The 26,649-nt window shown below is 60.2% G+C and carries 20 protein-coding genes and 3 tRNA genes; 11 read left to right on the top strand and 12 right to left on the bottom strand.

Translation table 11 applies throughout. The annotated features are described in order from the left end of the window. Both FHP91_RS16470 and FHP91_RS16465 read left to right on the top strand, forming a co-directional pair. A complete protein-coding gene (locus FHP91_RS16470; protein ID WP_144310600.1) occupies nt 1-735 on the top strand; it encodes a hypothetical protein in 735 nt (244 codons plus the stop codon). A gap of 391 nt (nt 736-1,126) precedes the next feature. Continuing rightward, nucleotides 1,127-1,576 carry an HD domain-containing protein gene (locus FHP91_RS16465; RefSeq protein WP_144310599.1) on the top strand — a complete coding sequence of 150 codons (450 nt, stop codon included), beginning with the start codon at nt 1,127-1,129 and terminating at the stop codon, nt 1,574-1,576. A gap of 74 nt (nt 1,577-1,650) precedes the next feature. Here FHP91_RS16465 and FHP91_RS16460 read toward each other — a convergent pair whose 3' ends face one another. The 4 genes from FHP91_RS16460 to FHP91_RS16445 all read right to left on the bottom strand — a co-directional run bounded on the left by FHP91_RS16460 (nt 1,651) and on the right by FHP91_RS16445 (nt 7,619). Continuing rightward, nucleotides 1,651-2,670 (bottom strand): S1C family serine protease, encoded by a 1,020-nt coding sequence (locus FHP91_RS16460; RefSeq protein WP_186301589.1) that lies wholly within the window; start codon nt 2,668-2,670, stop codon nt 1,651-1,653. A gap of 188 nt (nt 2,671-2,858) precedes the next feature. Next, on the bottom strand, nt 2,859-4,247 hold the full coding sequence (locus tag FHP91_RS16455) for an ABC transporter permease (protein ID WP_144310597.1): 1,389 nt from the start codon (nt 4,245-4,247) through the stop codon (nt 2,859-2,861). Between the two features lie 234 nt (nt 4,248-4,481). Beyond that, the gene (locus FHP91_RS16450; RefSeq protein ID WP_144310596.1) at nt 4,482-5,459 is read right to left on the bottom strand and encodes an ABC transporter permease; all 978 of its coding nucleotides are present in this window, start codon (nt 5,457-5,459) and stop codon (nt 4,482-4,484) included. A gap of 3 nt (nt 5,460-5,462) precedes the next feature. After that, nucleotides 5,463-7,619, bottom strand: coding sequence for an ABC transporter substrate-binding protein (locus tag FHP91_RS16445; RefSeq protein WP_246116341.1), 2,157 nt, complete (start codon nt 7,617-7,619; stop codon nt 5,463-5,465). A 344-nt stretch (nt 7,620-7,963) separates the two neighbouring features. On the opposite strand from FHP91_RS16445, the gene FHP91_RS16440 reads away from it, so the two are divergent. Then, nucleotides 7,964-8,755, top strand: a complete 792-nt coding sequence (locus FHP91_RS16440; protein ID WP_144176567.1) for an enoyl-ACP reductase FabI — start codon at nt 7,964-7,966, stop codon at nt 8,753-8,755. 120 nt (nt 8,756-8,875) lie between these two features. Here the strand turns inward: FHP91_RS16440 and FHP91_RS16435 are convergent, their stop codons facing one another. The 8 genes from FHP91_RS16435 to tig form a co-directional block, all read right to left on the bottom strand. Further along, the gene (locus FHP91_RS16435) at nt 8,876-10,780 is read right to left on the bottom strand and encodes a SurA N-terminal domain-containing protein (RefSeq protein WP_144310594.1); all 1,905 of its coding nucleotides are present in this window, start codon (nt 10,778-10,780) and stop codon (nt 8,876-8,878) included. Nucleotides 10,781-10,875: 95 nt separating this feature from the next. After that, nucleotides 10,876-10,952 (bottom strand) — tRNA-Asp (locus tag FHP91_RS16430). A 9-nt stretch (nt 10,953-10,961) separates the two neighbouring features. Then, nucleotides 10,962-11,037 (bottom strand) — tRNA-Val (locus tag FHP91_RS16425). A gap of 29 nt (nt 11,038-11,066) precedes the next feature. Further along, nucleotides 11,067-11,339, bottom strand: a complete 273-nt coding sequence (locus FHP91_RS16420; protein ID WP_144310593.1) for an HU family DNA-binding protein — start codon at nt 11,337-11,339, stop codon at nt 11,067-11,069. A gap of 194 nt (nt 11,340-11,533) precedes the next feature. After that, nucleotides 11,534-13,954, bottom strand: coding sequence for an endopeptidase La (lon, locus tag FHP91_RS16415; protein ID WP_144310592.1), 2,421 nt, complete (start codon nt 13,952-13,954; stop codon nt 11,534-11,536). Between the two features lie 74 nt (nt 13,955-14,028). Beyond that, nucleotides 14,029-15,297: an ATP-dependent Clp protease ATP-binding subunit ClpX gene (gene clpX / locus FHP91_RS16410; RefSeq protein ID WP_144176571.1), complete on the bottom strand. Its 1,269-nt coding sequence runs from the start codon at nt 15,295-15,297 to the stop codon at nt 14,029-14,031. A gap of 19 nt (nt 15,298-15,316) precedes the next feature. Further along, on the bottom strand, nt 15,317-15,943 hold the full coding sequence (gene clpP, locus FHP91_RS16405) for an ATP-dependent Clp endopeptidase proteolytic subunit ClpP (protein WP_144176572.1): 627 nt from the start codon (nt 15,941-15,943) through the stop codon (nt 15,317-15,319). A gap of 35 nt (nt 15,944-15,978) precedes the next feature. Continuing rightward, nucleotides 15,979-17,283, bottom strand: coding sequence for a trigger factor (gene tig, locus FHP91_RS16400; protein ID WP_144310591.1), 1,305 nt, complete (start codon nt 17,281-17,283; stop codon nt 15,979-15,981). Nucleotides 17,284-17,635: 352 nt separating this feature from the next. Between tig and FHP91_RS16395 the strand changes: the two genes are divergently transcribed. The 8 genes from FHP91_RS16395 (at nt 17,636) to hpnE (ending at nt 26,613) form a co-directional block, all read left to right on the top strand. Next, a complete protein-coding gene (locus FHP91_RS16395; protein WP_144310590.1) occupies nt 17,636-19,558 on the top strand; it encodes a PrkA family serine protein kinase in 1,923 nt (640 codons plus the stop codon). Between the two features lie 60 nt (nt 19,559-19,618). Further along, complete coding sequence (locus FHP91_RS16390) at nt 19,619-20,884, top strand: YeaH/YhbH family protein (RefSeq protein ID WP_144310589.1); 1,266 nt, start codon at nt 19,619-19,621, stop codon at nt 20,882-20,884. Further along, the gene (locus tag FHP91_RS16385) at nt 20,881-22,431 is read left to right on the top strand and encodes a SpoVR family protein (protein WP_144310588.1); all 1,551 of its coding nucleotides are present in this window, start codon (nt 20,881-20,883) and stop codon (nt 22,429-22,431) included. The genes FHP91_RS16390 and FHP91_RS16385 overlap by 4 nt, the downstream gene beginning before the upstream one ends. A gap of 146 nt (nt 22,432-22,577) precedes the next feature. After that, complete coding sequence (locus FHP91_RS16380; protein WP_144310587.1) at nt 22,578-23,462, top strand: HDOD domain-containing protein; 885 nt, start codon at nt 22,578-22,580, stop codon at nt 23,460-23,462. Between the two features lie 60 nt (nt 23,463-23,522). Further along, a tRNA-Leu gene (locus FHP91_RS16375) sits at nt 23,523-23,607 on the top strand. A gap of 19 nt (nt 23,608-23,626) precedes the next feature. Beyond that, the gene (hpnC, locus tag FHP91_RS16370; RefSeq protein WP_144310586.1) at nt 23,627-24,451 is read left to right on the top strand and encodes a squalene synthase HpnC; all 825 of its coding nucleotides are present in this window, start codon (nt 23,627-23,629) and stop codon (nt 24,449-24,451) included. Continuing rightward, the gene (gene hpnD, locus FHP91_RS16365; RefSeq protein ID WP_144310585.1) at nt 24,448-25,281 is read left to right on the top strand and encodes a presqualene diphosphate synthase HpnD; all 834 of its coding nucleotides are present in this window, start codon (nt 24,448-24,450) and stop codon (nt 25,279-25,281) included. The genes hpnC and hpnD overlap by 4 nt, the downstream gene beginning before the upstream one ends. Beyond that, nucleotides 25,282-26,613 carry a hydroxysqualene dehydroxylase HpnE gene (hpnE, locus tag FHP91_RS16360; RefSeq protein ID WP_144310584.1) on the top strand — a complete coding sequence of 444 codons (1,332 nt, stop codon included), beginning with the start codon at nt 25,282-25,284 and terminating at the stop codon, nt 26,611-26,613. Nucleotides 26,614-26,649: the final 36 nt, after the last annotated feature.

The following is a 26,649-nucleotide window of genomic DNA, read 5'->3' as shown; positions in this document are numbered from 1 at the left end:
ATGAATCTTAACGTACTTCTGTGTCGCCATCACACGGCAGACGATGTCATTTCCCTTTCAATGAGCACTGGTGACTGGTTCTCTGTGGAAGAACGAGACGCGCCTAGCGATGGCGAGGTGCCACTCGATGCCCGTTTCGATATGGCCATTCGCGGGACCTACTATCAGGGCGATACTGTTCGCTACTGCGCGTACTGGGATTACTCAGATCGATTTTGCTTTCGAGACAATCACAATCAGATAACCCCCCTATTTGAGCGGGCTCGCAACGGAAAAATTCGAGCCCTGCATACATCCATTGATGCTGTGGTCGAACCGGCTAAAAAGCCGTCGGGGGCGCTGGAGCAAGGGAAAAGCCGGTTTAAGCTCGTTGTTGACGGAAAAGTAACGACGGATGTCGTTTACGAATCACAATTATTCCTGCGCCTGTATGGTGCAGACGTAACGCCTTTTTCAGACCGCACTTTGGGAAGCTGGGATTTTTTTGTCGGCGTCGCAGAGGCGGTCCACTGCCTCTCATCCGAGCATACACATCCTGAGAAATCAGAAACTGCCAAACATGAATGGGCCAACGTAAGTCTCCCGATTTCTCAACACTCGGGTGAAGTATGTGAAAAGAATGGTCGATGGGGTCGGGTTGACGATCTCAAGGAATCTCATCTTCTATGGAAAGGCGAAAGGATGCCCAGAAATCACGGAAAAAACGTAGATTGGGTATGGCTGGGACCAAGCTAGCATTTCGGCATGTGCTCACAATGTGGGGTTACCAGTGACCTGCCCCTGCATGAAGGACGAAAGGCATTGTGGGTTTGGTGCCGGACGCTATGAGCATTCAAAGCACGACGCAGCGGTGCCGTGCGGTCATTTCGAGATTGAACGGTTCCAGCGTTAGTTCAGGCTCCGACGCCTGGTTCGGGCGTGTCATAAAAAAATGGTGAAAATCTAAATTTGAAATAGACCACACTACGGAACGCCAATGCCTCAACTCCCATGTCCGCCTGCCGCGCTGCGCGAGGCGTTGATCTCGCGATATTCGGAACCGCACCGGCACTACCACACGCTCGATCACATCTGCGCGATGTTGAAGCACTTTGCCGCGTTTGGCTCGCTGTGCCGGCAGCCTGAGTTGATCGATGCCGCGATATGGTTTCATGATGCGATTTACAACCCGACGCGTCGCGACAACGAAGCACGATCTGCCGATCTGGCGACTGAATATCTGAGCGGCATCGGCTGGTCTGACGACGCCTGTCGGCGGGTTGCCTCCTTGATCCAGATGACCGCAAAACACGCGGCGCCGCCAGGCGACTACGATGCTGCGCTGCTGATGGATCTGGATCTTTCGATTCTCGCCGCGGAACCGAGCGCCTACGATGATTACGTCGATCGAATCCGTCGCGAGTATGCACATGTGTCAGACGACGTATTTGGTGCCGGGCGACAGGCGTTCATCACCCACCTGTTGGCGCGCACGCATATCTACGCTACACCGGCGCTATTTGAGGCTTGGGAAGGCTTGGCGCGACGCAATCTTGAGCGTGAACGCCGTGTTTTGACCGGCGGCGGCTATGCGTGACCGCCCTGACGCATCGATCGGGGCCACCACGCAGCACACCTCAAACGCCTCGACACGCGTGGTGAACCCAGCCGCTACAGCGCCGGAATATCCTCGACCGGAATCGCGAACCCGATCCCCTGCGTCCCGAGCAATACCGCCGTATTCACGCCGACGACATCGCCCACTTCGGTGATCAATGGGCCGCCGCTATTGCCCGGGTTGATGGGCGCATCGGTCTGGAGATATCGGCGTTCGCCTTCGTCCCGGTAGCCGGAAAAAATACCCCCGGTGACAGTGTAGGTCAGGCCCGAAGGGCTGCCGACGGTGTATAGCCGCTCGCCCTGACTGAGCGCTGCACTTTTGCCGCGCTTGATGTAGGGGCAGTTGCTGGCGGGCAGTCGAAAGCTGGCGAGGTCAAGTTCGTCGACGTATTCGACTTGATTGACGTCGAACTTGGTGCCATCGACCAGCGACACCTTGTAGGTTGCCAAGCGCGCATAGAGCGCGGTTTTGCTGATCTCGTCATTGACTTGCTGGCGCACAGCCTCGGGGAGCGCGCGTATGCTTTCCTTCACCTTGTCGATCTTGATCTGCAAGGACAACGCACCACCGCTACCCTTGCCGTTGCGAGCCACTTCCTCTCGATAAGCCGCCGACAAGGCCTTGAGATCCTGGAGCAACTCACTTTGCTGGCGCGCAAACTCCTTGGCGATCATGGGGGATTGTTCTGCGGCGCGCCTGGCGCTGGCGCTATCGAAATGCAGCACATGCCGGTTGGTCACGACCCGGCAATCGGTGCTCACGATAAAGCCTGATCCGAGGCTGCCCCAAGGCGTCTGGATGAACACCGTGGCATTGCGCGCGGCTTCGATTGCGTTGCGTGGTGGGTGAGATTTGTTGAGCTTGGCGGCAATACCGCCTTGTGGCTGCGATGGCGGCGAAGCAACCGCTGCTGGCGCCCCCTCAACTGATGCGGTGTCCGCCCCGTCACCGCCAAAGATGGCAAAGGCGCCGCCCAACACGATGAGCAGCGCAATCGCGCTTTTGACGAGTGGGAACCCCGGCGCATCGTCGCCACCGCTGCGTCGGGGCGCGCGTTTTGCAGAAGCCATGGCTTCCTTCTCGGCGAGATACTGCGCATATTTTTCGAAAAACACACCGCAGGATTCGCACTGCTCGGTGTTCGACTGACTATGTCCACACTTGGGGCAATCCATTGTCTCTCGCAAATTTACGTAAGACCAAATGCCAGCCTTTCTCTGGCAACGGTCGAATCCATGCTGTCGCGCGTCCCCTGAGCTTAGCCGGCCCGAGGATCGAACGCGTCACGCACTACGTCAGCAAGCAAATTAGCGGCAAGAACCAGCACGAACATGAACACAAACGCCGCCGCCAGGGACCACCACACCATCGGGTCGCGGGCCAGTTCCATGCGCGCGGCGTTGATCAGCGTGCCAAAGCTCGCCATGTTGGGATCGACGCCAATGCCCACATAGGACAACACGGCTTCGGCCAGCACCAGACCGGAAAAGTCCATCACCAACGCGATGATCACAATGTGCATGAGATTGGGCAGTACATGGCGCAACAGAATGCGCACCGTGGGCACGCCGAATGCCCGGGCCGCTTGCACATACTCCAGTTCCCGCAGCTTCAGGGTTTCGCCTCTGAGCAGACGGCACAACCCGGTCCAGCTGGTCATGCCAAGAATGAAGCACAACGCCAGCAGCCGCGCATCGGATCGTTCGGCCGCGGTGGCAAACCACTCGGGGTGGTTTGCGATGAATACCTGCATCATCAACACCGCCGCAGCAATCAAGAGCACACCAGGAATGGAGTTGAGCACGGTGTAGAGGTACTGGATGACATCATCAACCCACCCGCCGAAATAGCCGGCAAGAATACCGAGCGCGATCGCCAGCGGGAGTGTCACCAGTGTCGTGAGTGTGCCGATCATCAACGCGGTGCGCACGCTCTTGAGGGTGAGGTAAAACACGTCTTGCCCGACCTTGTCGGTGCCGAACACGTGGTATCCCTGCGCCAGCGACAGCAGCATGCCCGCCACAACGGCCACAATCGACCAGGTCAGCCAGGCACTGCGCCAGGCCAGTTGCGTCTGGCCGCGTATCAGACGGCCAGCACCACCATTAAATACACTCAGCACGGCAGCGGCCAGCAGCGAGAGCCCGACACCCACCGCAGCTCCTCGCATGAGACGACTGGCGATATCAGCGCCATGGTCCTGCGCCGCATCCTCAAGATGTGCGCCACCATGGACCAGCCGCGGAAAGTCTCGCCGCTGACCGCCGTCAGGCAGTTCAACCGTCTCTTTGACGAAGGCATGCGTCGCAAGCGGTGCCGAATAGGTGCGCTCGACATCGGTCCGCTGACGGTGCATGACAACATCCAGCACGCTCGTCACTTCCGTGGCGTAGACCGTCTCCGTCTGCCCCGCCGTCGGCGGTAAGGCAGCGCGAAAATGCAGGCTGTCGAGAATGCCGATGAGAAGAAAGACCAACAACACAACCATGGCGGCCATGCCTGCAGGGCGCTCCCCAACCCGCGCCCACGAGCGACGAAGGTGCGGACGGCGCCAGGCGTGCAGCGCACCGACGGCGAACGCGCCGAGCAGCAGGAAAAAGCAGGCATCGGTCCACAACACGACCGTTTCAAATCCGTGCTCGATCATCCTAGAAACCGTAGTTGGACGCACCCGAGTGTGCGCCTGGCGGGCGGTCTGGCAAGGCGCGACGACGCACAGCCTGCACGCTGTAAGGGGGAGCAACGCAGCAAGGCGGCCCCCCAGACGCGCACTCTGGCGCGTAGCGCGATCACCCACCGGGTGATCGACCTCGAAGCCGAAAAGCTTCGCATGTTCAATACCTTGCTCATGGGCACAAGCGGTCAACTGCGGTTTCTAGGATCATTCGAACCTCACGCGCGGATCCACCAGGGTGTAGGACAAATCAGTGAGAATCAGCCCCACGATGTAGAGCACCGAACCAATAAACACCATCGCTCGCACCACGGCAAAATCTTGCGCCTGAATGGCGTCGATGGTGTAGCTCCCCAACCCCGGAATGCCAAAGAAGGACTCGATGATCAGGCTCCCCATGAACAGTAAGGGGATCACCACGACCACGCCGGTGAGGATGGGAATCATGGCGTTCTTGAGCACATGCCGGAACAGCACGGTCAGTTCGGACACGCCCTTGGCGCGCGCCGTCCGGACATAATCCCGAGAGATCTCTTCAAGAAAAATGGTCCGATACCACCGGGTGCTGCTGCCGATACCGCCAATCACGCCAAGCACCACCGGCAAAGCCAGGAAGCGCGGCGCATCCAGCCCGCCGCCGTAGCCCGAGATCGGCACCAGGTGCCAGACTTTTGATATCAACCACTGTCCGCCGATGATGTAGAACAGGCTTGAGATCGACATCATCGCGACGCACATCACCACGCCCCAGAAATCGAGTGGCGTAGCGCGGAAGAACACCAGCATCAGCGCGAAGCTGACGGTAACGAACAAGCCCAATACAAAGGTCGGCAGCGCGATGGCCAGCGACGGTCCCATGCGCTGCTGGATTTCGCGGGCGATGTCCCGACCGTCGTCGGCCGCGCCAAAATCGAACACGAACATGCGCAGTGACTTGTCGAAGAATACGGTGTCAGTCAACTGCCCACCGCCCTCGGCGCTTTCATTGAAGAACAAAGGTTTGTCGTAGCCGCGCTCGACCTTCCAGCGTTCGATGGCTTCGGGTGTGACGCGCTTGACGCCCAATTGCATCCGCGCCATGTCGTCCGGCGTGTTGACCACGAAAAACAAGGCAAAGGTCAGCAGATTGACGCCCATCAGGATGGGCAGCGCATACAGCAGGCGGCGGACGAGATAGGCCCACATGGTTCAACCCTCCGCCGCGTCGGCCACGCGGACCGTTTGCCGTTCGTGCTGGCGATACCGACGCACCATCGGCCAGATCATCAACACCAGCAACCCGGCCATCAAGCCCAGCGGCCAGATCACCGGCCGATTCCAGGCCAGACGTTTTTCGCTCCGCTGAACCGTATCGATACGTTGATACTTCAGCGTGTTGCGCACGATGGCGCCCGGTTTCCGGTTTTTAAGCCAGCCATGCTGAAGCACAAACGCTTTTTGATGAAAGCCCCAGATCCACGGCGCATCGTGTTGCAAAATGCGGTTCATCTTGCGAATGATGCTCAGGCGCTCAGGGCCGTTCGACATCACTTTCATGGCCTCGAAGAGTCGGTCGAACTCGGCATTTTGGTAGTTGCTCGCATTCTCGCCCTGCGTCGCCACCCGCCCCTGCGGGCCATACAGCAAAAAGTAGAAATTCTCCGGGTCGGGGTAATCGGCGTTCCAGCCCAGGAAAAACATCTGCGCGTTGCCCTTGCGCAATTTGTCCTGCAAGCGGTTCCAGTCGGAATCTCGCACCACCAACTGGAGATCGATCTTCCTGAGTTGCTTGGTCAGCCAATTCACGTATGACTTCTGGCCCATGCCTGACGAGGTCGTATCGAGGTGAATCACCAAGGGCGCACCCGTGTTGACGTCGCGTCCGCCCGGGTAACCGGCTTCGGCCAGAAGCTTGCGCGCGACGTCGACCGACTTGCGCACCGGCGCACCATTGATCCAGTCGTACACCATTGGATTGATGCCCGCCTCGCCGGGTTCATGACCGAAGATGCCCGGCGGCACCGGATGCATTGCAGGTGACCCGCGGCCATTGAGAAACACCGAAATGAACTCTTCTTCATCAATCGCAATCGACAGCGCCAGGCGCAGCTTGCGCGCTGCTTCGCTGGTTCCGCCGACCACAGGGTCGAGCATGTTGAAGCCCAGGTACATCACTGTGGGCGACACCGAGGTGATCAGCTCGATCCCTTGCGCGCGCATCTCGTCGCTGAGTCCAACCTCACCCTCGCCGCCCATCTGGACGGCCTGATCAAAATTGTCGGACGACAGCCCGGAAGCGTCGTAGTACCCCTGCAGGAATTTGTTCCAGTAGGGAATGCCCTCTTTTTCGCGAGAGAACACCGCCCGATCAATGAACGGAATCGCCTTGCCACAATCGGCCACCATGCCGGCTGCAACATCATCATCACCGGCTTCACACGGGTAGGTTTCGCCACGATAGTTCGGGTTGCGCGCCAGCACCATGCGCGCATTCGGATCGTTCTCGACCAGCATGTACGGGCCCGTTCCCACCGGCCACCAGTCCAGCGTCAGATTCTTTTCCGCCATGCCGGGCTGTGCGTAAAAGCGATCGACTTCACGCGGCACAGGCGCAAAAAACGGCATCGTCATCCAGTAGGACAGTTGCGGATAGGTGCCTTCAACCCGAATCCGGTAGGTGTAGCGATCAACCACCTCCACGCCATCGAGCACAAACTCGTCCAGATCGAGCCAGGCGTCCGGCCCCGCCTTCTCCGCTGCCGCCGCAAGCGCCTCGTGCAGGCCACTCAAGCCGCGGATATACCCCCGCATCAGTTCGAAGATCGGCGAATGCAGCCTGGGGTGTGCAAGGCGCTTGAGCTGATAGACAAAATCCTCGGCAATCAGCTCGCGAGACCCCACCAGCGGGAAGTCGGGAATTGCCGTCGCGACCTCAAGTGCCGCAGCAGGCATTGGCACATAGGCTGGGCGCCCCGACGCGTCTTTCGCAAATGCGGGGTGAGGCTGATAACGCACACCGGGGCGCACCCTTATTTCGTACACCGTATGGGCCACGTCGGCGGCCGCCGCACCGTCAGGCAGCAGCACGCCATCCTTGCCATAGCGATACAGCACAGGCATCTGTGCGGCGGCGCCTGGGATCAATGCATACGGACGCTGCAGATAGTGATACTGAAGCGGCGGCTCGTAGATCTGGTACAGAAAGGTCGCCTCGTCTTCGGAATACGACTGCACCGGATCGAAGTGCTTCGGCCGGTTAACAAAAGCCGAATAGAGAATATTCTGGCCCGACTCCGCCGCCGGATACGGATCATTCCAGGCATTGCCGCAGCCCGACAGCACCCCACAAAGCACCGCCGCACACATGATCGAGACACCTCGCCGCACGGTATCGATAACTGCCGATACGCCGGCCAGCGGGCATCGAAGCAAATGACATCGAAGGACGAGGCGCATTGTGCGAAAGCGGTTGAGCATGGCCGGCAGTTTAGCCCAAGCAGCGAACGACTGGCATCGGCGTTCTCCCCGCACAAGCATCAAGCGCTCGCAGGAGAGCACGGCTCACATGGCCTCACGCGGCTCAGCCATGCAGCGAATCCCCTTGCCCTGCCCCCCCCTCAACGCTTCGCCGAAGATTGCGGCCTACAACCCCTCGGTCTGTGTGGCTTCGGCTATAATTCGCCGATTGGCTCAACGGAGATTAGATAAAAATGGGGCTTCTCACAGGAAAGCGAATTCTGGTCACCGGCTTGCTTAGCAACCGGTCGATTGCCTACGGTGTCGCGCGAGCAATGCACCGCGAAGGCGCCGAGTTGGCGTTTGCCTATCAGAACGAACGTTTCCAGGAACGCGTCAGCAAACTCGCCGCCGATTTCGGCAGTGAACTGATTTTGCCGTGTGACGTCCAGGACGACACGCAGATCGACGACCTCTTTTCACAGATCGGCGACGCCTGGGGCGGCATCGACAGCGTAGTTCACTCGATTGCCTACGCACCCAGCGATGCACTCGAGGGCGACTTCCTTGAAGGGCTGTCACGTGAGGCTTTCCGCATCTCCCAGGAAATCAGTGCCTACAGCTTCCCGGCCATGGCCAAAGCGGCGCGGCCGCTGCTGGCCGGACGCAATGGCTCGCTGCTCACGCTGTCCTACCTCGGCGCCGTTCGCACCATGCCGAACTACAACATCATGGGTCTGGCCAAAGCCAGTCTTGAAGCCTCGGTACGCTACCTCGCCGCCTGCCTCGGCCCCGAAGGCACGCGCGTCAATGCCGTGTCGGCTGGCCCGATCAAGACGCTGGCAGCCTCCGGCATTGGCAACTTCGGCAAGCTGCTCTCCTTCAACGAGCGCAACGCGCCGCTGCGTCGCAACGTCACAATCGACGAAGTCGGCAACGCGGCCGCATTCATGTGCTCCGACCTGGCCAGCGGCATCACCGGCGAGATCATGTATGTCGATGGCGGTTTCAATACCACCGCACTGGGCAACCCCGACCAAGGTTGATTGACCTGAGAATCTAAAAAACTGGCGCATCGCGTTGGTTTTTTTCAGCACCCATAAAAAATGCCTCCCACTCGGGAGGCATTTTTTTAAGCTGCTCAAAACTTAAACGAAACGCGGGTCTCAGCCGTTGCTGTCAGTCGCCAGCGCAGCTGCATTGATTTTCACCGCATAACGCTCACGCAACGCACTCAAGAAAGCGCGCAAATCCTGCGCGCCCATCAACTGCGCGTACTGATCAGTCATCGTCTCCAGGCGAGGATCCTTGTCGTCAATCGTCACCTTCTTGACGGCATCCACACGAAACAGCGCATACCCTGCGCCTGGCACGCTCACACCGGTGTAGGCCGGCAGGCTATCGGACGCCACAGCAAAGACAGAAGTCATCGCGTTTGGCGGCAGCATCGGCAAACCGCGCTGGAGCTTGATCGGGTCGCCCCAGCTCAGGTCGGCCTTCTCGCCCTTCGTCAGCGCGGCCAACTGGTCTGCGCCGGCCTTCGCTGCGGCTTCTGCGGCCTGTTGCTGACGCAACTGCGATTCGACTTCGGCTTTTACCTCATCGAAACTCCGTCGCTGTGCCGGCTCATGCGATGTCACACGTGCAGCAACAATCGTATTGTTTCCGATATCGATCGCATCCGTATTGTGCTTGCTGGCAATGGCTGACTGCGAGAACACCGCTTCGGCCAAGGCGGGAGACTCGAACCCGGCGACCGTCGTGGCCCCCTTCTCGATCCAGTCTTCCGTCGAGCGGATTTCAAGCCCGAACTGGTTGGCCGCCGGCTCGAGAGAGTCCGGCTGTTCATACACCAGGTTGGCAAACTGCTCGGCAGACTCCGCGAAACGACGGCTGGCAGCGCGCTCGCGCAGCGTCGCCTCCAGTTGTCCGCGTGCTTCCTCAAAAGACGGGATCGTCGCCTTGCGAATGTCGTCGACACGAATAATATGGAAACCAAAATCTGAACGAACAAGCTCGCTCACTTCGCCCACCGCCAGCGAAAACGCGGCATCTTCAAACGGCTTGAGCATGGCGCCGCGACCAAAGAAACCCAGGTCACCCCCATTGGCCGACGAACCCGGATCATCCGAGGCGGTCTTGGCGATGGCTTCAAAACGAGAGCCGTCCGCCTTGATCTCGGCCAGCAGCGCCTCTGCTTTCTTGCTTGCGGCAGCCACGTCAGCCTCGGAGGCATCGGCGGCCACTTGAACCAGAATATGGCGTGCCTTGCGCTCCTCGGGCGACCCGAGGTTCAACTTGGTTTGCTCGTACTCGGCGCGCAGTTCATCGTCAGAGACGGTCACTTTTGATTTCAGCGTGTCAGCACTCAATACGAGGTACGACAACTTGACGCGCGCCGGCACAGCATAGCTTTCGATATTTGCTTCGTAGTATGCCTTCGCCGCTTCCGGCGAGATCTCGAGCGACTTGAGATAGGTCTCTGGTTCGAAACGCACCATATGCACCGTCCGCTCCTCCAGCTGCGCCGACAGCACACGCGACACCGCCGCCTTGGGGACCATGGCTGCCTCACCCATGGCGCTGAGCACTTGCTGATAGGCCAGCTCGCCGCGGAGGCGCTCCTGGAAGCTCAGATCATTCATGCCCTGGCCGCGCAACGCGGCCTGATAGCGTGCATTGGAAAACTGACCGTCTTCCTGAAATGCGGGAATGCCGGCAATCGTCTGACGCAACTGCTCATCCGACACCGACAAACGGTGTTCGCTGGCGAACAGCGACAGCAGCCGCTGATTCACGAGATTGTCGAGCACCGCGCGCCGGAACAGCGGATCCTGGAACGTGGCCGGATCGACCTGCCCTTCGTTGGAGGCGCGAATTCGGTCTTGTTGCTCGCGAACCGCCTGCTCGAACTCGTAAGCGGAGATGGGCGTACCACCAACCGTCGCGACCTCACCAGCAGCGCCGTTGTTATTGAGATAGGACTCGATACCGAAGAATGCAAACGTCACCGAGATCAGGGCGAGAATGGCTTGCGCGATGCGCTTGTTGTTTCGAACTGCCTCAAACATGTTTATGACCAAGTAGAGCGTTGAAAGGCGGATGGTATCGCGAAAGCGAAACTCGCATAAAAAAAGGCGAACGTAACGCTCGCCTTTGTTTGGTCTGGCGGAGTGGACGGGACTCGAACCCGCGACCCCCGGCGTGACAGGCCGGTATTCTAACCAACTGAACTACCACTCCGCTGTGCGCTGGTGGGTGCTGACGGGTTCGAACCGCCGACATTCGCCTTGTAAGGGCGACGCTCTACCAACTGAGCTAAGCACCCGCGCTCAAGCCACGAGGCTCGAAAGCGCGCTAGTTTACTGCATCTTTGAGGGCTTTGCCAGCGCGAAACTTCGGCACTTTTGCTGATTTGATCTTGATAGCTGCACCCGTGCGTGGGTTACGCCCCGTTCTGGCCGCCCGCTTGCCAACATAGAAGGTACCAAAGCCCACGAGCGTTACCGTGCCGCCTTTTTTCAGCGCCGTCGACACAGCCCCAATAGCCGCATCAAGCGCCCGGCCAGCAGCCGCTTTCGACAGATCAGCCTGGTCAGCGATTTGATCGATCAGTTCGGATTTATTCACGGATGTCCCCTTTCGTTTTTTGATATGGGCAACAACCACCATTCCGCGCCACTACGGTGCGGTATCGCGGCAGTGCTGGCGGGTAACGCACAGGTTTTATAGCGTGGGCTTTTTATGACTGTCAAGCCGCGGTGCAGCGCAAACGCACAAAAGAAAACGGCCGCTTACGCGGCCGTTTTCCAGTCTTCGAGCGCTTAGTGCGCTCGCAGGTTCTGCGGATCAGACGCTTTCTCCGAATCCGACACCGTCGCTCCGCCATCGGCAGAGGCCGGCGGCAGCGGCTCAGGACGACGCTCCAGCGCATGCTCCAGCACTTGATCAATCCAGCGCACAGGCACAATCTCCAGCGCATTCTTGATGTTGTCAGGCATTTCCGCCAAATCCTTGACGTTTTCTTCCGGAATCAACGCTGTGGTGATCCCGCCGCGCACGGCAGCCAGCAGCTTTTCCTTGAGACCGCCGATCGGCAAGACCTCTCCACGCAAGGTAATTTCGCCGGTCATTGCCACGTCACACCGCACGGGGATCCCGGTCAGCGCCGACACCATGGCCGTCGTAATCGCCCCACCGGCCGACGGACCATCTTTGGGGATGGCACCTTCCGGCAAGTGGATGTGCAGGTCGCTCTTCTGATAGAAATCCTCAGCAATGCCAAGCGAACGTGCGCGACGGCGAACCACCGACAGCGCAGCCTGAATCGACTCCTGCATGACCTCGCCGAGTTTGCCGGTGTTAACCACCTTGCCTTTGCCCGGCAAGACAACGGCTTCAACCGTCAGCAGTTCGCCGCCCACTTCGGTCCAGGCCAGACCCGTCACCTGCCCCACCTGGTTTTCCTTCTCCGCCATGCCGAAGCTGTAGCGACGAACGCCCAAGTACTTATCGAGGCTCTTGCTGTTAACGACGACCTTGGTGGCGCGCTTGCGCAGGACCAGCGCACGCACGACCTTGCGACAGATCTTGGAAATTTCACGCTCCAGACTGCGCACACCGGCTTCCCGCGAGTAATAACGAATGGCATCGCGCAACGCGTCTTCGGTGATGGTGACTTCGTCCTTCTTCAAACCGTTGGCGCTCAATTGCTTGGGCACCAGATAACGCTGCGCGATATTGACCTTCTCGTCCTCGGTGTAGCCGGACAAGCGAATCACTTCCATCCGGTCCAGCAGGGCCGCAGGAATATTGAGCGTATTTGCCGTCGCCACGAACATGACGTCAGACAAGTCATACTCGACTTCGATGTAGTGGTCGACAAACGTGGAGTTCTGCTCCGGATCGAGCACCTCAAGCAGCGCCGACGACGGATCACCGCGGAAGTCCTGACCCATCTTGTCGACTTCGTCGAGCAGGAACAACGGGTTCTTGACCGCGACCTTGGTCATGTTTTGCAAAATCTTGCCCGGCATGGAGCCGATGTAGGTACGTCGGTGGCCACGAATTTCGGCCTCGTCACGAACCCCACCCAGGGACATGCGCACGAACTTGCGATTGGTCGCCCGTGCAATTGACTGGCCCAGCGAGGTCTTCCCAACCCCCGGAGGCCCCACAAGGCACAGAATCGGCGCTTTGAGCTTGTCAACACGCTGCTGAACCGCAAGGTACTCAACGATGCGCTCCTTGACCTTCTCGAGGCCGTAGTGCTCCTTGTCGAGCACTTTCTCGGCTTCTTGCAGGTCCTTGTGGATGCGCGAGCGCTTTTTCCACGGCAAGCCGATGACGGTCTCGATGTAGTTGCGCACGACCGTTGCCTCTGCGGACATCGGCGACATCAGGCGCAGCTTCTTGAGCTCGCCATTGGCCTTGGCAAGCGCTTCCTTGCTCATCCCGGAAGCCTTGATCTTGCGATCGAGCTCCTCGAGATCAGCACCGTCTTCGCCTTCGCCAAGTTCTTTCTGGATGGCCTTGACCTGCTCGTTCAGGTAGTACTCACGCTGGCTTTTTTCCATCTGCCGTTTGACACGGCCACGGATGCGCTTTTCGACCTGGAGAATGTCGAGCTCGGACTCAAGCTGGGTCAGCAGACGCTCGAGACGCGCAGTGGCGTCGAACATTTCGAGTACTTCCTGCTTCTGCTCGAGCTTGAGCGGCAGGTGGGCCGCGATGGTGTCGGCCAAACGACCGGACTCTTCGATACCACCCAGCGAAGTCAGAATCTCCGGGGGAATCTTCTTGTTCAGTTTTACGTACTGGTCGAACTGGGCAATGATCGCCCGACGCATCGCTTCGATTTCGTGCGACGCCACTTCAGCAATCGGGATCGGCGTTGCCTTCGCGGTGAAGACGCTATCCAGGTCTGCGACAGAGTCCAGATTCGCCCGTTGAACGCCTTCAACCAGCACCTTGATGGTGCCGTCCGGGAGCTTGAGCATCTGCAAAATATTGGCGACACAGCCGATATCGTAGAGATCCTGAGCACCGGGTTCGTCTTGAGCGGCGGACTTCTGGGCGACAAGCAAAATGCTCTTCGCGCCTTCCATCGCCATCTCAAGGGCTTTAATAGATTTCGGGCGCCCCACAAACAGTGGGATCACCATGTGGGGGAAAACCACCACATCACGCAGCGGCAGCAGCGGGAATTCCATCTGCTCCTGCGGCAACTCCTGGGTGCCAGACATGACTTTTCCTTCAGAAAGGGATCACGGGCCCAGATGGGGGCCCGTGATACAAATTCAAGATAGCAACCCCGAATTCAGTTGGAACCGGCAACCTTTTGCTGATCTGCAAAAATCAGAATGGGCTGGGCACTGCCTTCAATCGCACCTTCATCAATAACAATTTTCTCGACGTTTTCCATCGTCGGCAAATCGTACATGACGTCAAGCAAAGTGGCTTCGAGAATAGAGCGCAAGCCTCGCGCCCCGGTTTTCCGCTTCAAGGCACGCCGCGCAATCGCACGCAGCGCAGCGTCACGAAACTCGAGATCGACACCTTCCATGGAAAAGAGTTTGCCGTATTGCTTGACCAGCGCGTTCTTCGGCTCCGTGAGAATCTTGACCAAGGCTTCCTCGTCAAGTTCCTGCAAGCTGGCAACCACGGGCAAGCGTCCAACGAATTCCGGGATCAAGCCGAACTTGACCAGATCTTCCGGCTCGACGTTCAACAAGGTCTCGGAGGCTGGCTTGCCTTCACGGCTTCGCACTTCGGCACCAAAACCGATACCGGCCTGCTCGGTGCGGTCGCGAATGACGCGCTCAAGTCCGTCAAACGCCCCGCCGCAAATAAACAGGATGTTTGTGGTGTCGATCTGGACGAAGTCCTGATTCGGGTGCTTGCGCCCGCCTTGCGGCGGCACGGCGGCCACGGTGCCTTCGATCAGTTTGAGCAGCGCCTGCTGCACGCCCTCGCCCGACACGTCACGCGTGATCGACGGGTTGTCGGACTTGCGCGAGATTTTGTCGATCTCATCAATATAGACAATGCCTCGCTGGGCCTTGTCGACATCGTAATCGCACTTCTGAAGCAGCTTCTGGATGATGTTTTCGACATCTTCACCCACATAGCCGGCTTCGGTCAGTGTGGTGGCATCGGCCATCACGAAAGGCACGTTGAGCAAGCGCGCAAGCGTTTGGGCCAGCAGTGTCTTGCCCGAACCGGTTGGGCCGACGAGCAGGATATTGCTCTTGGCGAGCTCAACATCGTCCTTGGTGGCCTCGAGGTGCTTGAGGCGCTTGTAGTGGTTGTAGACCGCCACCGCCAGAATACGCTTGGCTTTGGGCTGGCCGACCACGTACTGATTGAGGATCTCGAAGATCTCAAGCGGCGTGGGCAGGTCAGTGCGGCCTTCTTCGCCGCCGTGGTCACCCGCCAGTTCATCACGGATGATGTCATTGCAAAGCTCAATGCATTCATCGCAGATGAAGACGGAAGGGCCAGCGATGAGCTTGCGCACTTCATGCTGGCTCTTGCCACAAAACGAGCAGTACAGGAGCTTTTCGCCGCCCGTTTTCTTCTCAGTCATAACACTCTCTCGTTGGCGCTCAGACCGTATCGGCCCGGCTGGTCAGAACCTTGTCGATGATGCCATAGCGCACCGCCTCTTCGGCTGACATGAAGTTATCGCGATCCGTGTCCTTCTCGACCTGTTCAATGCTCTGGCCGCTATGGTCGGCCAGCATTTTATTGAGCCGGCTGCGCAAGGTCAGAATCTCTCGCGCGTGGATTTCGATATCCGACGCCTGCCCCTGGAAACCGCCCAGCGGCTGGTGAATCATGATCCGCGAGTTCGGCAGGCAGTAACGCTTGCCCTTCTCCCCCGCGGCCAACAGAAAGGCCCCCATGCTGGCCGCCTGGCCGATGCACAGTGTGCTGACGTTCGGCTTGACGAACTGCATGGTGTCGTAGATCGCCATACCGGCGGTCACGGCGCCACCCGGCGAGTTGATGTAGAAGTAGATGTCCTTGTCCGGATTCTCCGATTCAAGGAAAAGCATCTGCGCCACAATCAGATTCGCCGTCGTGTCGTTGACCGGACCGACCAGAAAAATGACGCGTTCCTTGAGCAAGCGCGAATAGATGTCGTACGCACGCTCGCCCCGGCCGCTTTGCTCGATGACCATCGGCACCATGCCGAGGCCAACGGGATTCCAATCACTGGTCATTGCCATGCCTGAATGGTTTGTTGTCGGATGTCCGACGTTGATCATGCCGTAGCGCCCATGAGTTCGTCAAAGTCGACGACCTTGTCTTCAGTCTTGGCGTTATTCAACACCCAGTCAACCGCGTTCTCTTCGATCACCAGCGCCTCGGCCTGCGCCATGCGCTGCGGCTGGCTGTAATACCACTCGATGACTTCTTTCGGGTCTTCGTAGCTCTGGGCGAAATCTTCGATCAGGGCACGAACCTGCTCCGGCTTGGCGTACAGGTCCTTGGCGGCGACCAGTTCAGCCAGCACCAGACCCAGCTTGACGCGACGCTCGGCCTGCTCGGTGAACCAATCTGCAGACACCGGCAGATCCTTAGTTTGCATGCCACGGCTTTCCATGTCGCGGCGGGCGTTTTCAGCCAGCTGCTCGGCTTCGCGGGTGACCAGCGCCTTGGGCACGTCAATCGGGTTGGCGGCCAGCAAGGCATCCATGGCCTGCTCTTTGATGCGGGTCTTGATCCGGCGGCTGACCTCGCGCTCCAGATTGGCTTTCACTTCGTCACGCATCTTGGTCACGTCGCCGTCGGCCACGCCCAGAGACTTGGCGAACTCGGCGTCGATTTCCGGCAGCTTGGCCGCGCCGACTTCCTTGACGGTGATTTCGAACTCGACGGTCTGACCGGCGAGATTCGCTGCGTGGTAGTCCTCCGGGAAGGTCATGCTGAAGGTCTTGGACTCGCCGGCCTTGAGGCCATCAACCGCGTCTTCGAAATCCTTCAGCATGCTGCCTGCGCCGATCACGAACGGGAAGTCGCTGGCCTGACCGCCTTCGAAAACTTCGCCATCCTTGCGACCGGTGAAGTCGATCACCACACGGTCGTCAGCGGTCGCGGCACGCTCGACGGTTTCGTAGTTGGTGCGTTGCTTGCGCAACACATCGATGGTCTTGTCGATTTCAACATCGCTGACCGTCAATGACGGGCGCTCGATGGCCTTGTCGCTGACTTCACCCAGCGTGATTTCGGGATACACCTCGAACACGGCGGTGAAGGCCAGGGCGCCGTCTTCGGCTTCGGCTTTGGGCTCAAGACGCGGCTGACCGGCCACGCGCAGTTTTTCTTCCTGCACTTTCTGTGCAAAGGCCTTCTCAAGTGCGGTGCCGACGGCTTCGGAGCGCGCCTGACCACCGTAGCTCTGCTCGATCATCTTGAGCGGCACTTTCCCAGGACGAAAACCCGGCATTTTCACGGTACGGCCTAGATGCTTGAGACGCGCCTGAACCTCTTGCTCGACGGCCTCCTTGGCGACCGTAATGTCGATGCGACGTTCGAGGGCGTTGGTGGTTTCCTGGTTGGTTTGCATGAACATTCCCGACTAATGACTGGCGCGCCACGACCCAATGGCCGGACGCACACGCTATGTTGAGTGAAGACAAACGATAAGTTTATCACAGGGGTTGGCCGGAACAGCGCAACGCAAATCACCCCGTATGCGAGCGCACCGCACGCATCCGCCAATCATTGAAAAAACCCACCACATGGGGGGAACCCGTGACACTTTTCCTCCTCTGAACCAAGGAAACGCGGAAACTAATCATCACGCCGATGGCATCAAGTTATGGGATGAGCTGTCGTTAGAACACCCGAAGACCGCAACACCCCGGCACACCGGCTCCCCTCCGCCTGATCATGCGGTACCTAGCAGGAGACGTCAGATGAGCATCTTCAACGCCTACCAAGCCCGGTTTGAAGCGACACGCGAAGAAGAGATGTCGCTCCAGGAATATCTCGACCTGTGTCGCGACGACCCGAGCGCCTACGCAACGGCAGCCGAACGACTGCTGCTGGCCATCGGCGAGCCGGAGTTCATCGACACCCGGGACGACCCGCGTCTGTCGCGGATTTTTTCCAACAAGGTGCTCAAGCGTTATCCCGCCTTCCCTGAGTTCTACGGAATGGAAGAGGCGATCGAGAACATTGTCTCTTACTTCCGGCATGCGGCGCAGGGCCTGGAGGAAAAGAAACAGATTCTCTACCTGCTCGGCCCCGTCGGCGGCGGCAAGTCGTCGCTGGCTGAACGTTTGAAGAGCCTGATGGAACATGTGCCTTTCTATGCCATCAAGGACTCGCCCGTCCATGAGTCACCCCTCGGTCTGTTCAAACCCGAAGAAGACGGCAAGCTCCTGCAGGACGACTTTGGCATCCCGGCGCGCTATCTGAATACCATCATGAGTCCGTGGGCGGTGAAGCGGCTCCACGAGTTTGGCGGCGACATCACGAAGTTTCGCGTGGTCAAGCTGCGGCCCTCGGTGCTGCGCCAGATCGCGATCGCCAAGACCGAACCGGGCGACGAAAACAATCAGGACATCTCCTCGCTCGTCGGCAAGGTGGACATCCGCAAACTCGAAGCGCACTCGCAGGACGACCCGGACGCCTACAGCTACTCGGGCGGCCTGTGCCTGGCCAACCGCGGTCTGCTCGAGTTTGTCGAGATGTTCAAAGCACCCATCAAGGTGCTTCACCCCTTGCTGACGGCCACCCAGGAAGGTAACTACAAAGGCACCGAGGGCTTTGGCGCGATTCCCTTCGACGGTATCGTGATGGCCCACTCGAACGAGTCGGAATGGGCCGCGTTCAAGAACAACAAGAACAACGAGGCCTTCCTCGACCGGATCTATACCGTCAAGGTGCCGTATTGCTTGCGCGCATCGGACGAAATCCGAATCTACGAAAAGCTGTTGCGCGAAAGTTCGCTCGCCGAGGCGCCCTGCGCCCCCGACACCCTGCGCATGATGGCGCAGTTCGCGATCCTGTCCCGCCTGGCCGAGCCCGAGAATTCCAGCATCTACTCCAAGATGCGGATCTACGATGGCGAGAGCCTCAAGGACACTGACCCGAAAGCGAAGTCCTATCAGGAATACCGCGACTACGCCGGTGTCAATGAAGGCATGAACGGCCTGTCGACCCGCTTTGCGTTCAAGGTGCTGTCGCGGGTGTTCAACTTTGACCACCGCGAGGTCGCCGCCAACCCGGTCCACCTCATGTATGTGCTCGAACAACAGATCGAGCAAGAGCAGTTCCCGCAGGAAGTTGAAGACCGCTACCGCGCCTTCATCAAGGAATATCTGTCGGCGCACTACGCCGAATTCATCGGCAAGGAGATCCAGACCGCTTACCTCGAGAGCTACTCCGAGTACGGCCAGAACATCTTCGACCGCTACGTGACCTATGCCGACTTCTGGATTCAGGATCAGGAGTTCCGCGACCCTAACACCGGCGAGATCCTCGATCGCAATTCACTCAATGATGAGCTTGAGAAGATCGAAAAACCCGCCGGCATCAGCAACCCGAAGGATTTCCGCAACGAGGTGGTCAACTTCGTGCTGCGCGCCCGCGCCCAGAACGCCGGCAAGAATCCGAGCTGGACCAGCTACGAGAAACTGCGCGCGGTGATCGAGAAGAAGATGTTCTCCAACACCGAAGACTTGCTGCCGGTCATCAGCTTCAATGCCAAGGCCAGCGCCGACGAGCAGCGCAAGCACCAGGATTTCGTCAATCGCATGATCGAAAAGGGCTACACCGAGAAGCAGGTTCGCTTGCTCTGCGAGTGGTACCTGCGCGTCCGCAAATCCTCGTAAATCGGACGGCCGCAGCCTTCGGGCGGCGGCCACCGGCTTGCGGCAAAAGGGGGGAGGACGATGGTCCGGATCATCGACCGACGTTTCGACAGTAAGAAAAAGAGCACAGCCAATCGCCAGCGCTTCATGCGCCGCTTCAAGCGGCAGATCCGCAAGGCGGTGGCCGACGCGATTGACGGGCGCTCTATTCGCGACCTGGAAAGCGGCGAAGAAATCTCGATCCCGTCCAAAGACCTCTCCGAGCCGAGCTTTCAGCACGGCAAGGAAGGCGTCTGGGAGCAGGTATTCACCGGCAATGACCGCTTCGCCTCGGGCGACGGTATCGACCGGCCCATGGGCGGTGGCGGCAGCAGCGGCGGCGGTGGCGCCTCGAACGAAGGCGAAAGCGAGGACGATTTCGTTTTTCAGCTCTCGAGGGACGAATTCCTCGACGTCTTTTTCGACGACCTCGCCCTGCCCAACCTCGTTCGCACCGAACTGGCCAAGCTCACCGAATTCAAGACCCAGCGCGCCGGATTTACGTCTGACGGCGTACCGACCAACATCAACGTGGTTCGTTCACTGCGCGGCGCCATTGGTCGGCGCAAGGCGCTCGGTGCGCCACTGGCCGCGCGCGTGCGCGAGATCGACGAAGAGATCGAGGCGCTGGAGCAGGACACCACCGCTCACCTCGACGAGATCGCAGCGTTACGCGAAGAGCGCTCCCGACTGCTCATCCGCATCGAAGCCATCCCCTTCATCGACCGCTTCGACCTGCGTTACAACAACCGCATCCGCATCCCAAAGCCGATTACCCAGGCCGTGATGTTTTGCGTCATGGACGTGTCCGGCTCCATGGACGAGCAGAAAAAGGCCACGGCCAAGCGCTTCTTCATGCTGCTGTATCTGTTTCTTCGCCGGAACTACGAACATATCGACGTGGTGTTCATCCGTCATCACACCATCGCCAAGGAAGTGGACGAAGACGAGTTTTTCCACTCCCGCGAATCTGGCGGCACCGTGGTGTCGAGTGCCCTGCGCCTGATGACCGACATCGTGCGCGACCGCTACCCACCCGGCGCCTGGAACGTATACGGCGCACAAGCTTCAGATGGTGACAACTGGGATAACGACTCGCCCATTTGCTGCGACATCCTCGACAAAGAGTTACTCGCCCTGTGCCGCTATTTTGCCTACATCGAGATCACCACCGGCGAAGCCCAGAATCTGTGGCGGCAATACGAAGGGCTGACGGCGCATCACCGCAATTTCGCCCTGCAGCGTATCGAATCCCTTGAAGACATCTACCCGGTATTCCGGGAACTGTTCAAAAAGGAGCCGGCATGAGCAACACCACACTTGCCAGCAAAAAATTGCCGAGCGGTGCCGAATGGACGTTCGAAGCCATCGGCCTGTACCACGAGGAGATCGCCCGGGTCGCGGCCAATTACAAGCTCGACACCTATCCGGTACAGGTCGAAATGATCACCTCTGAGCAGATGATGGACGCCTACGCCTCCGTCGGCATGCCGGTCAACTACCACCACTGGAGCTTCGGCAAACAGTTTCTGGCCACCGAGAAGCGCTACAAGCGCGGCCAGATGGGCCTCGCCTACGAGATCGTGATCAACTCCGATCCGTGCATCGCCTATCTCATGGAAGAAAACACCCTGACCATGCAGGCGCTGGTCATCGCCCACGCCGCCTATGGGCACAACGCCTTCTTCAAGGGCAACTACCTGTTCCGCACCTGGACCAGCCCCGACGCCATCGTCGACTACCTGATTTTTGCGCGCAACTACATCGCCCAGTGCGAGCAGCGTCACGGCGTCGACGCGGTCGAAGAGTTGCTCGACTCCTGCCACGCGCTGATGAACGTCGGTGTCGATCGCTACAAACGCCCGCCCAAGCTATCGCTGCTCAAAGAGCAAGCCCGCCAGAGCGAGCGCGAAACCTATCTGCAACGGCAGGTCAACGAACTCTGGCGCACGCTGCCAACGCGCACCACCACCGATACCAAGGAAGAGGCGCCACGCTTCCCCCCCGAGCCGCAAGAGAACATTCTCTACTTCATCGAAAAACACGCCCCGCTGCTCGAACCGTGGCAACGCGAGATCGTCCGCATCGTGCGCAAGGTCGCGCAATACTTCTTCCCCCAGCGCCAGACCCAGGTCATGAACGAAGGCTGGGCCAGCTTCTGGCACTACACCCTGCTCAACACGCTGTACGACGAAGGCCTGCTGGCCGACAGCTTCATGATGGAGTTCCTGCACTCGCACTCCAGCGTGATGTACCAGCCCAACTATAACGACCCCTGGTACAACGGCATCAACCCCTATGCCCTCGGCTTTGCCATGTGGCAAGACATCAAACGCATCTGCGAATCGCCCACCGACGAAGACCGCGAGTGGTTTCCCGACATCGCCGGCAGCAACTGGCAAGAGACTTTCGATTTCGCCATGCGCAACTTCAAGGACGAAAGCTTCATCGCCCAGTTTCTCTCGCCACGCCTGATGCGCTCTTTCAAACTCTTTGCCGTGCAGGACGACGACAAGAAGAGCAAGCTCTTCGTCTCCGCCATTCATGAAGAACGCGGCTACCGCGAGCTGCGCGAACGGCTGTCCAATCAATACAACCTGGGTTGCCGCGAGCCCAACATCCAGGTCTGGAGCGTCGACTTCCGGGGCGACCGCTCCCTCACCCTGCGCTATCAGCCCTACAACCGGCGCCCGCTCGGCAAGAGTGTCGAAGAGGTGATGAAGCATCTCGCCCGCCTGTGGGGCTTCGCGGTGCGACTCGAAACCGTCGAACCGAACGGCAGCACTACGCTGACCTACGAATGCCGTACCGAAAAGCGCCGCGGCGACAGCAAGGAGAAGCGCGCCCGGAATTAACACCGGCGCGCGCCATTTCAGCGTGCCTGTAAACCGCAAGACTCCTTCGCCCTAAAGCACGGTTGGCGGCGGCCGTTAATTCGGCCATGATGCGTCGCAGTGTCGCCGGCGCTATCTGTAGCCGCACCAAACAAGGGGTCGTTGCCATGTCTACATCGCTTGAAATCCAGTCCGAAGATCCGTTCGAGAACGCGCTCGACGCATTCTCCCGCACCATCGAAAACGATCTCGCGACCCGGCAGCTCACCTTCCCGACCTTTCTGGATCTGACCATCCGCATCAAACGCGTCTGCGACGACCCACAGGCATCGCTGGACGACATCATTTGCGTCATCCGCGCCGACCCCCTGCTCAGCGCGCGCATCATCCGCCTGGCCAACTCCGTCGCACTCAACCCCTATAACCGATCCTTCACCTCAATCAGCGAAGCGGTGCGTCGCGTTGGGTTGGTCAACGTCCGCTCGCTCGCCTACGCCGTCGCCACCGAACAGCTCGCCGCCGAGAGCCGCAGCGCCGATGCGCGCCTGGTCGCCTCCGGACTGTGGATGCACACCATTGATGTCGCGTCCTGGTCTTACGCCATCACCCGCCACCTGCGTATCGGCGACCCCGACACCGCCTTGTTTGCCGGCATGTTGAGCAGCATCGGTCAGTTCTACCTGCTCGCCCGCGCCACCGCGCACCCGGTGCTCGAACAAGACCTGAATCGCCTCGGCGAATTCATCGGCCTGTGGCACGAGCCGGTCAGCCGCGCCCTGCTCGGCGCGCTCGAAGTGCCCAAAACCGTCATCGACATCTTCGACGACGGCAACCCCTATGGCGGGCAATGGCCACCCGTCGAGTTGCGCGATGTTCACTTCATCGCCGGCCTGTCGGCCGACACTCCCAACCCCTTCCTGCGCTTCAACAGCGCCGCCAAGCTGTCCCTGCTCGAAGCAACAACCCAAACCGTGCCCGAGCAAGAGCTCTCCGCGCTGCGTGCCGACGCACGCGACTCCCGCAACGGCCTGCTCGCCGCTCTGCGCGGTTGAGCGTGCCCTCGCCGGCGCGACGTGTATAATCCGCGTCGCGCTGGATCAGCGCACCACCTCGCGAGGGTGGCGGAATTGGTAGACGCACTGGATTTAGGTTCCAGCGCCTCACGGCGTGAGGGTTCGAGTCCCTCCTCTCGCACCAGCTTTTCCCATCGGGCGTCATGCCGGTCGAACACTACGAGAATTTTCCCGTCGCGTCGTTCCTGCTGCCGGCGCGCTTGCGCGAACCGGTCGAGGCCATCTACGCCTTCGCCCGCAGCGCCGACGACATTGCCGATGAAGGCGACGCGCCCGCCGTGGTGCGGCTCGCGCAACTCAACGACTACCGCCGCGAACTGCACCTGATCGAGCAAGGCAAGCCATCGACCACGCCCATCTTCACCCGGCTCGCGCCCCACATCGCCGCGCACGAACTGCCGATCCAACGCTTCCGCGACCTGCTCGACGCCTTCAGTCAGGACGTCGGCAAAACCCGCTACGCCGATTACACCGAACTGCTCGACTACTGCCGTCGCTCGGCCAACCCGGTCGGTCGCCTGATGCTGCGCCTCTACCGCGCCGACACGCCGGCCCATCTGACGCAGTCCGACGCCATCTGCACCAGCCTGCAGCTGATCAACTTCTGGCAAGACGTCGCCATCGACTGGAAAAAGCAGCGCATCTACCTGCCTGCCGACGACATGGCGCGCTTCGATGTCACCGAAGCCCACCTGATCGAGCAGCGTGTCGACGACGCGTGGCGCGCACTCATGCGCTTTCAGGTCGACCGTGCGCGTGCCCTCATGCACAGCGGTGCACCGCTGGCCACCGCACTGCCCGGCCGCATTGGCTGGGAATTGCGTTTGATCGTGCTCGGCGGCCTGCGTATTCTCAAACGCATCGAAGCCGTCGGCTATGATGTCTTCCGCCATCGGCCCAGCCTCGGCAAGCGCGACGCCCCCGGCATCGCCCTCGCCGCGCTCAACTTCCACGCGAACACACGATGACCCCCCACGAGTATTGCCAGCAAAAAGCCGCCGCCAGCGGATCGAGCTTCTACTACAGCTTTCTGTTCCTGCCCATCGAACGGCGGCAAGCCATCATGGCGCTGTATGCTTTTTGCCGCGAAGTGGACGACATCGTCGACGACAACCTCGACCCCTCCATCGCCCAAAGCAAACTCGACTGGTGGCGCAGCGAAATCCTGCGACTCGACAAGGCCGAAGCCACCCACCCCGTCGGCCTGGCGCTCACCGAAGTGCGCAAACGTTTCAGCCTGCCGACCGAGCAGTTGCTGGAAATCATCGACGGCATGCAGATGGATCTGGCGCAAACGCGCTATCTCGACTTCAAGACCCTGCGCCTCTACTGCTACCGCGTCGCCAGCGTGGTCGGCCTGCTCGCCGCCGAAATTTTTGGCTACCAGGACCGTCAGACACTCAAGTACGCCCACGACCTCGGCCTCGCCTTCCAGCTCACCAACATCATTCGCGATGTCGGCGAAGACGCCCGCCGCGGTCGCATCTACCTGCCGGTCGAAGACCTGCAACGCTTCAACGTGCCCGCCAGCGACCTGCTGCAAGGCGAGCACAGCGACAAGTTCGTCGCCCTCATGCAGTTCCAGACCGAGCGCGCCATCAGCTTCTACGACCAGGCCATGGCCCAACTACCGGGCATCGACCGCAAGGCCCAACGCCCCGGCCTGATCATGGCCGCCATCTACCGCACCCTGCTCGACGAAATCGCCCGTGACGGCTTCCTGGTGCTCGACCGCCGTACCTCGCTCACCCCCGTGCGCAAGCTGTGGATCGCCACACGCACCTGGCTCAAAAACTAGATGGTTCAACGCGCCCGCCTCGACGCCCCGCAAGTCGCTGTCATCGGCGGCGGCTACGCCGGCATGGCCTGTGCAGTCGAACTGGTGCGCAAAGGCGCGCGAGTCGCCGTGTTCGAGCGCGCCAGCGTCATGGGCGGCCGCGCCCGTCGGGTCGAAAAAGACGGCCTGTCGGTCGACAACGGCCAGCACCTGCTGCTCGGCGCCTACAGTGAAACCCAGCGCCTGCTGCGCCATGTCGGCGTGCGCCCCTCGGTGTTTCACAGCGCCCCGCTCGATCTCTACTACCCCGGCAAATTCCGCCTCACCGCGGCCTCGCTGCCCGCCCCGCTGCATCTAGCCGTCGGCCTGCTGCGCGCGCAGGGCATGGACTGGTCCGAGCGCCGCGCCTGCCTGCGCTTCATCCAGCACCTCAAGGCCCAGCGCTTCCGCCTGCCGGTACATCTCACCGTCAGCCAGTTGCTCGACAATGCCACGCAACCCGAGCGCCTGCGCCGCTTCCTGTGGGAGCCGCTGTGCGTCGCCGCGCTCAACACCCCGGCGGCTGAAGCCTCGGCGCGCGTCTTCGCCAACGTGCTGCGCGACACCCTCGCCGCCGGCGCCTCGGCCAGCGAATTGCTGATCCCGAAAATCGACCTGTCAGAGCTGTTCCCGGTGCCCGCCGCGCGCTGGCTCGGCCGCAATGGCGGCCAGGTCTACGTCACGGAAGCCATCACCGAAATCGTGCCCCACGGCCCCCGCTACCGCCTCGAAGGCGACCCGGTGTCCGCTCGCCGCTTCGACCATGTCGTCGTCGCCACCGCGCCCTACCACGCCACCGATCTGCTCGCCCCCTTCGCCGCGCTGGCGCCGCTGGTCGCATCGATCCAGGCCCTGCCCTACGAGCCCATCCTCACCACCTACCTGCAATACGACGACAGCGTCCGCCTGCCCGCGCCCATGATCGGCGCCGAAGGCGGCCTCGCCCAATGGTTCTTCGACCGCGGCCAGACCGGCGGCCCCGCCGGCCTCATCGCCGCCGTCATCAGCGCCCGCGGTCCGCATCTCGACATCCCCAAGCATGAAGTCGAACTGGCGATTCACAACGAACTCGAAACCCTCCTCGACCGCCGCCTGCCACCGGCCGACAGCATCCTCACCATCACCGAAAAACGCGCCACCTTTGCCTGCCGGCCGCAACTGGCCCGGCCGGGCGTGAAGACCGCGCAGCGCGGTATCTGGTTGGCGGGGGATTACGTGGACGGGCCGTATCCTGCGACGATTGAAGGGGCCGTGCGGGCGGGGGTGGGCTGTGCGCAGGCGGTCGCTGGCGCCACGAAGAATGACCAACAATGACAGTGGAGAGGAGCGCCTTTCAACCAGGCAGGCGAG

Source organism: Denitromonas halophila (assembly GCF_007625155.1).
In the GTDB taxonomy this organism is placed as follows: domain Bacteria; phylum Pseudomonadota; class Gammaproteobacteria; order Burkholderiales; family Rhodocyclaceae; genus Nitrogeniibacter; species Nitrogeniibacter halophilus.
Note: the sequence above shows the minus strand (reverse complement) of the source record. Positions and strands in the feature narration are given on the sequence as shown.

Excerpts from the sequence above, each read along its gene's own strand:
- lon (WP_144310592.1), bottom strand. The coding sequence starts at position 13,954 with ATGTCTGGCACCCAGGAGTTGCCGCAGGAGCAGATGGAATTCCCGCTG.
- FHP91_RS16440 (WP_144176567.1), top strand. The coding sequence starts at position 7,964 with ATGGGGCTTCTCACAGGAAAGCGAATTCTGGTCACCGGCTTGCTTAGC.
- FHP91_RS16395 (WP_144310590.1), top strand. The coding sequence starts at position 17,636 with ATGAGCATCTTCAACGCCTACCAAGCCCGGTTTGAAGCGACACGCGAA.
- FHP91_RS16460 (WP_186301589.1), bottom strand. The coding sequence starts at position 2,670 with ATGGCTTCTGCAAAACGCGCGCCCCGACGCAGCGGTGGCGACGATGCG.
- FHP91_RS16455 (WP_144310597.1), bottom strand. The coding sequence starts at position 4,247 with ATGATCGAGCACGGATTTGAAACGGTCGTGTTGTGGACCGATGCCTGC.
- clpX (WP_144176571.1), bottom strand. The coding sequence starts at position 15,297 with ATGACTGAGAAGAAAACGGGCGGCGAAAAGCTCCTGTACTGCTCGTTT.
- FHP91_RS16380 (WP_144310587.1), top strand. The coding sequence starts at position 22,578 with ATGTCTACATCGCTTGAAATCCAGTCCGAAGATCCGTTCGAGAACGCG.
- FHP91_RS16445 (WP_246116341.1), bottom strand. The coding sequence starts at position 7,619 with ATGTGTGCGGCGGTGCTTTGTGGGGTGCTGTCGGGCTGCGGCAATGCC.
- tig (WP_144310591.1), bottom strand. The coding sequence starts at position 17,283 with ATGCAAACCAACCAGGAAACCACCAACGCCCTCGAACGTCGCATCGAC.
- FHP91_RS16390 (WP_144310589.1), top strand. The coding sequence starts at position 19,619 with ATGGTCCGGATCATCGACCGACGTTTCGACAGTAAGAAAAAGAGCACA.
- FHP91_RS16435 (WP_144310594.1), bottom strand. The coding sequence starts at position 10,780 with ATGTTTGAGGCAGTTCGAAACAACAAGCGCATCGCGCAAGCCATTCTC.
- FHP91_RS16450 (WP_144310596.1), bottom strand. The coding sequence starts at position 5,459 with ATGTGGGCCTATCTCGTCCGCCGCCTGCTGTATGCGCTGCCCATCCTG.
- FHP91_RS16470 (WP_144310600.1), top strand. The coding sequence starts at position 1 with ATGAATCTTAACGTACTTCTGTGTCGCCATCACACGGCAGACGATGTC.
- hpnC (WP_144310586.1), top strand. The coding sequence starts at position 23,627 with ATGCCGGTCGAACACTACGAGAATTTTCCCGTCGCGTCGTTCCTGCTG.
- hpnD (WP_144310585.1), top strand. The coding sequence starts at position 24,448 with ATGACCCCCCACGAGTATTGCCAGCAAAAAGCCGCCGCCAGCGGATCG.
- FHP91_RS16385 (WP_144310588.1), top strand. The coding sequence starts at position 20,881 with ATGAGCAACACCACACTTGCCAGCAAAAAATTGCCGAGCGGTGCCGAA.
- clpP (WP_144176572.1), bottom strand. The coding sequence starts at position 15,943 with ATGGCAATGACCAGTGATTGGAATCCCGTTGGCCTCGGCATGGTGCCG.
- hpnE (WP_144310584.1), top strand. The coding sequence starts at position 25,282 with ATGGTTCAACGCGCCCGCCTCGACGCCCCGCAAGTCGCTGTCATCGGC.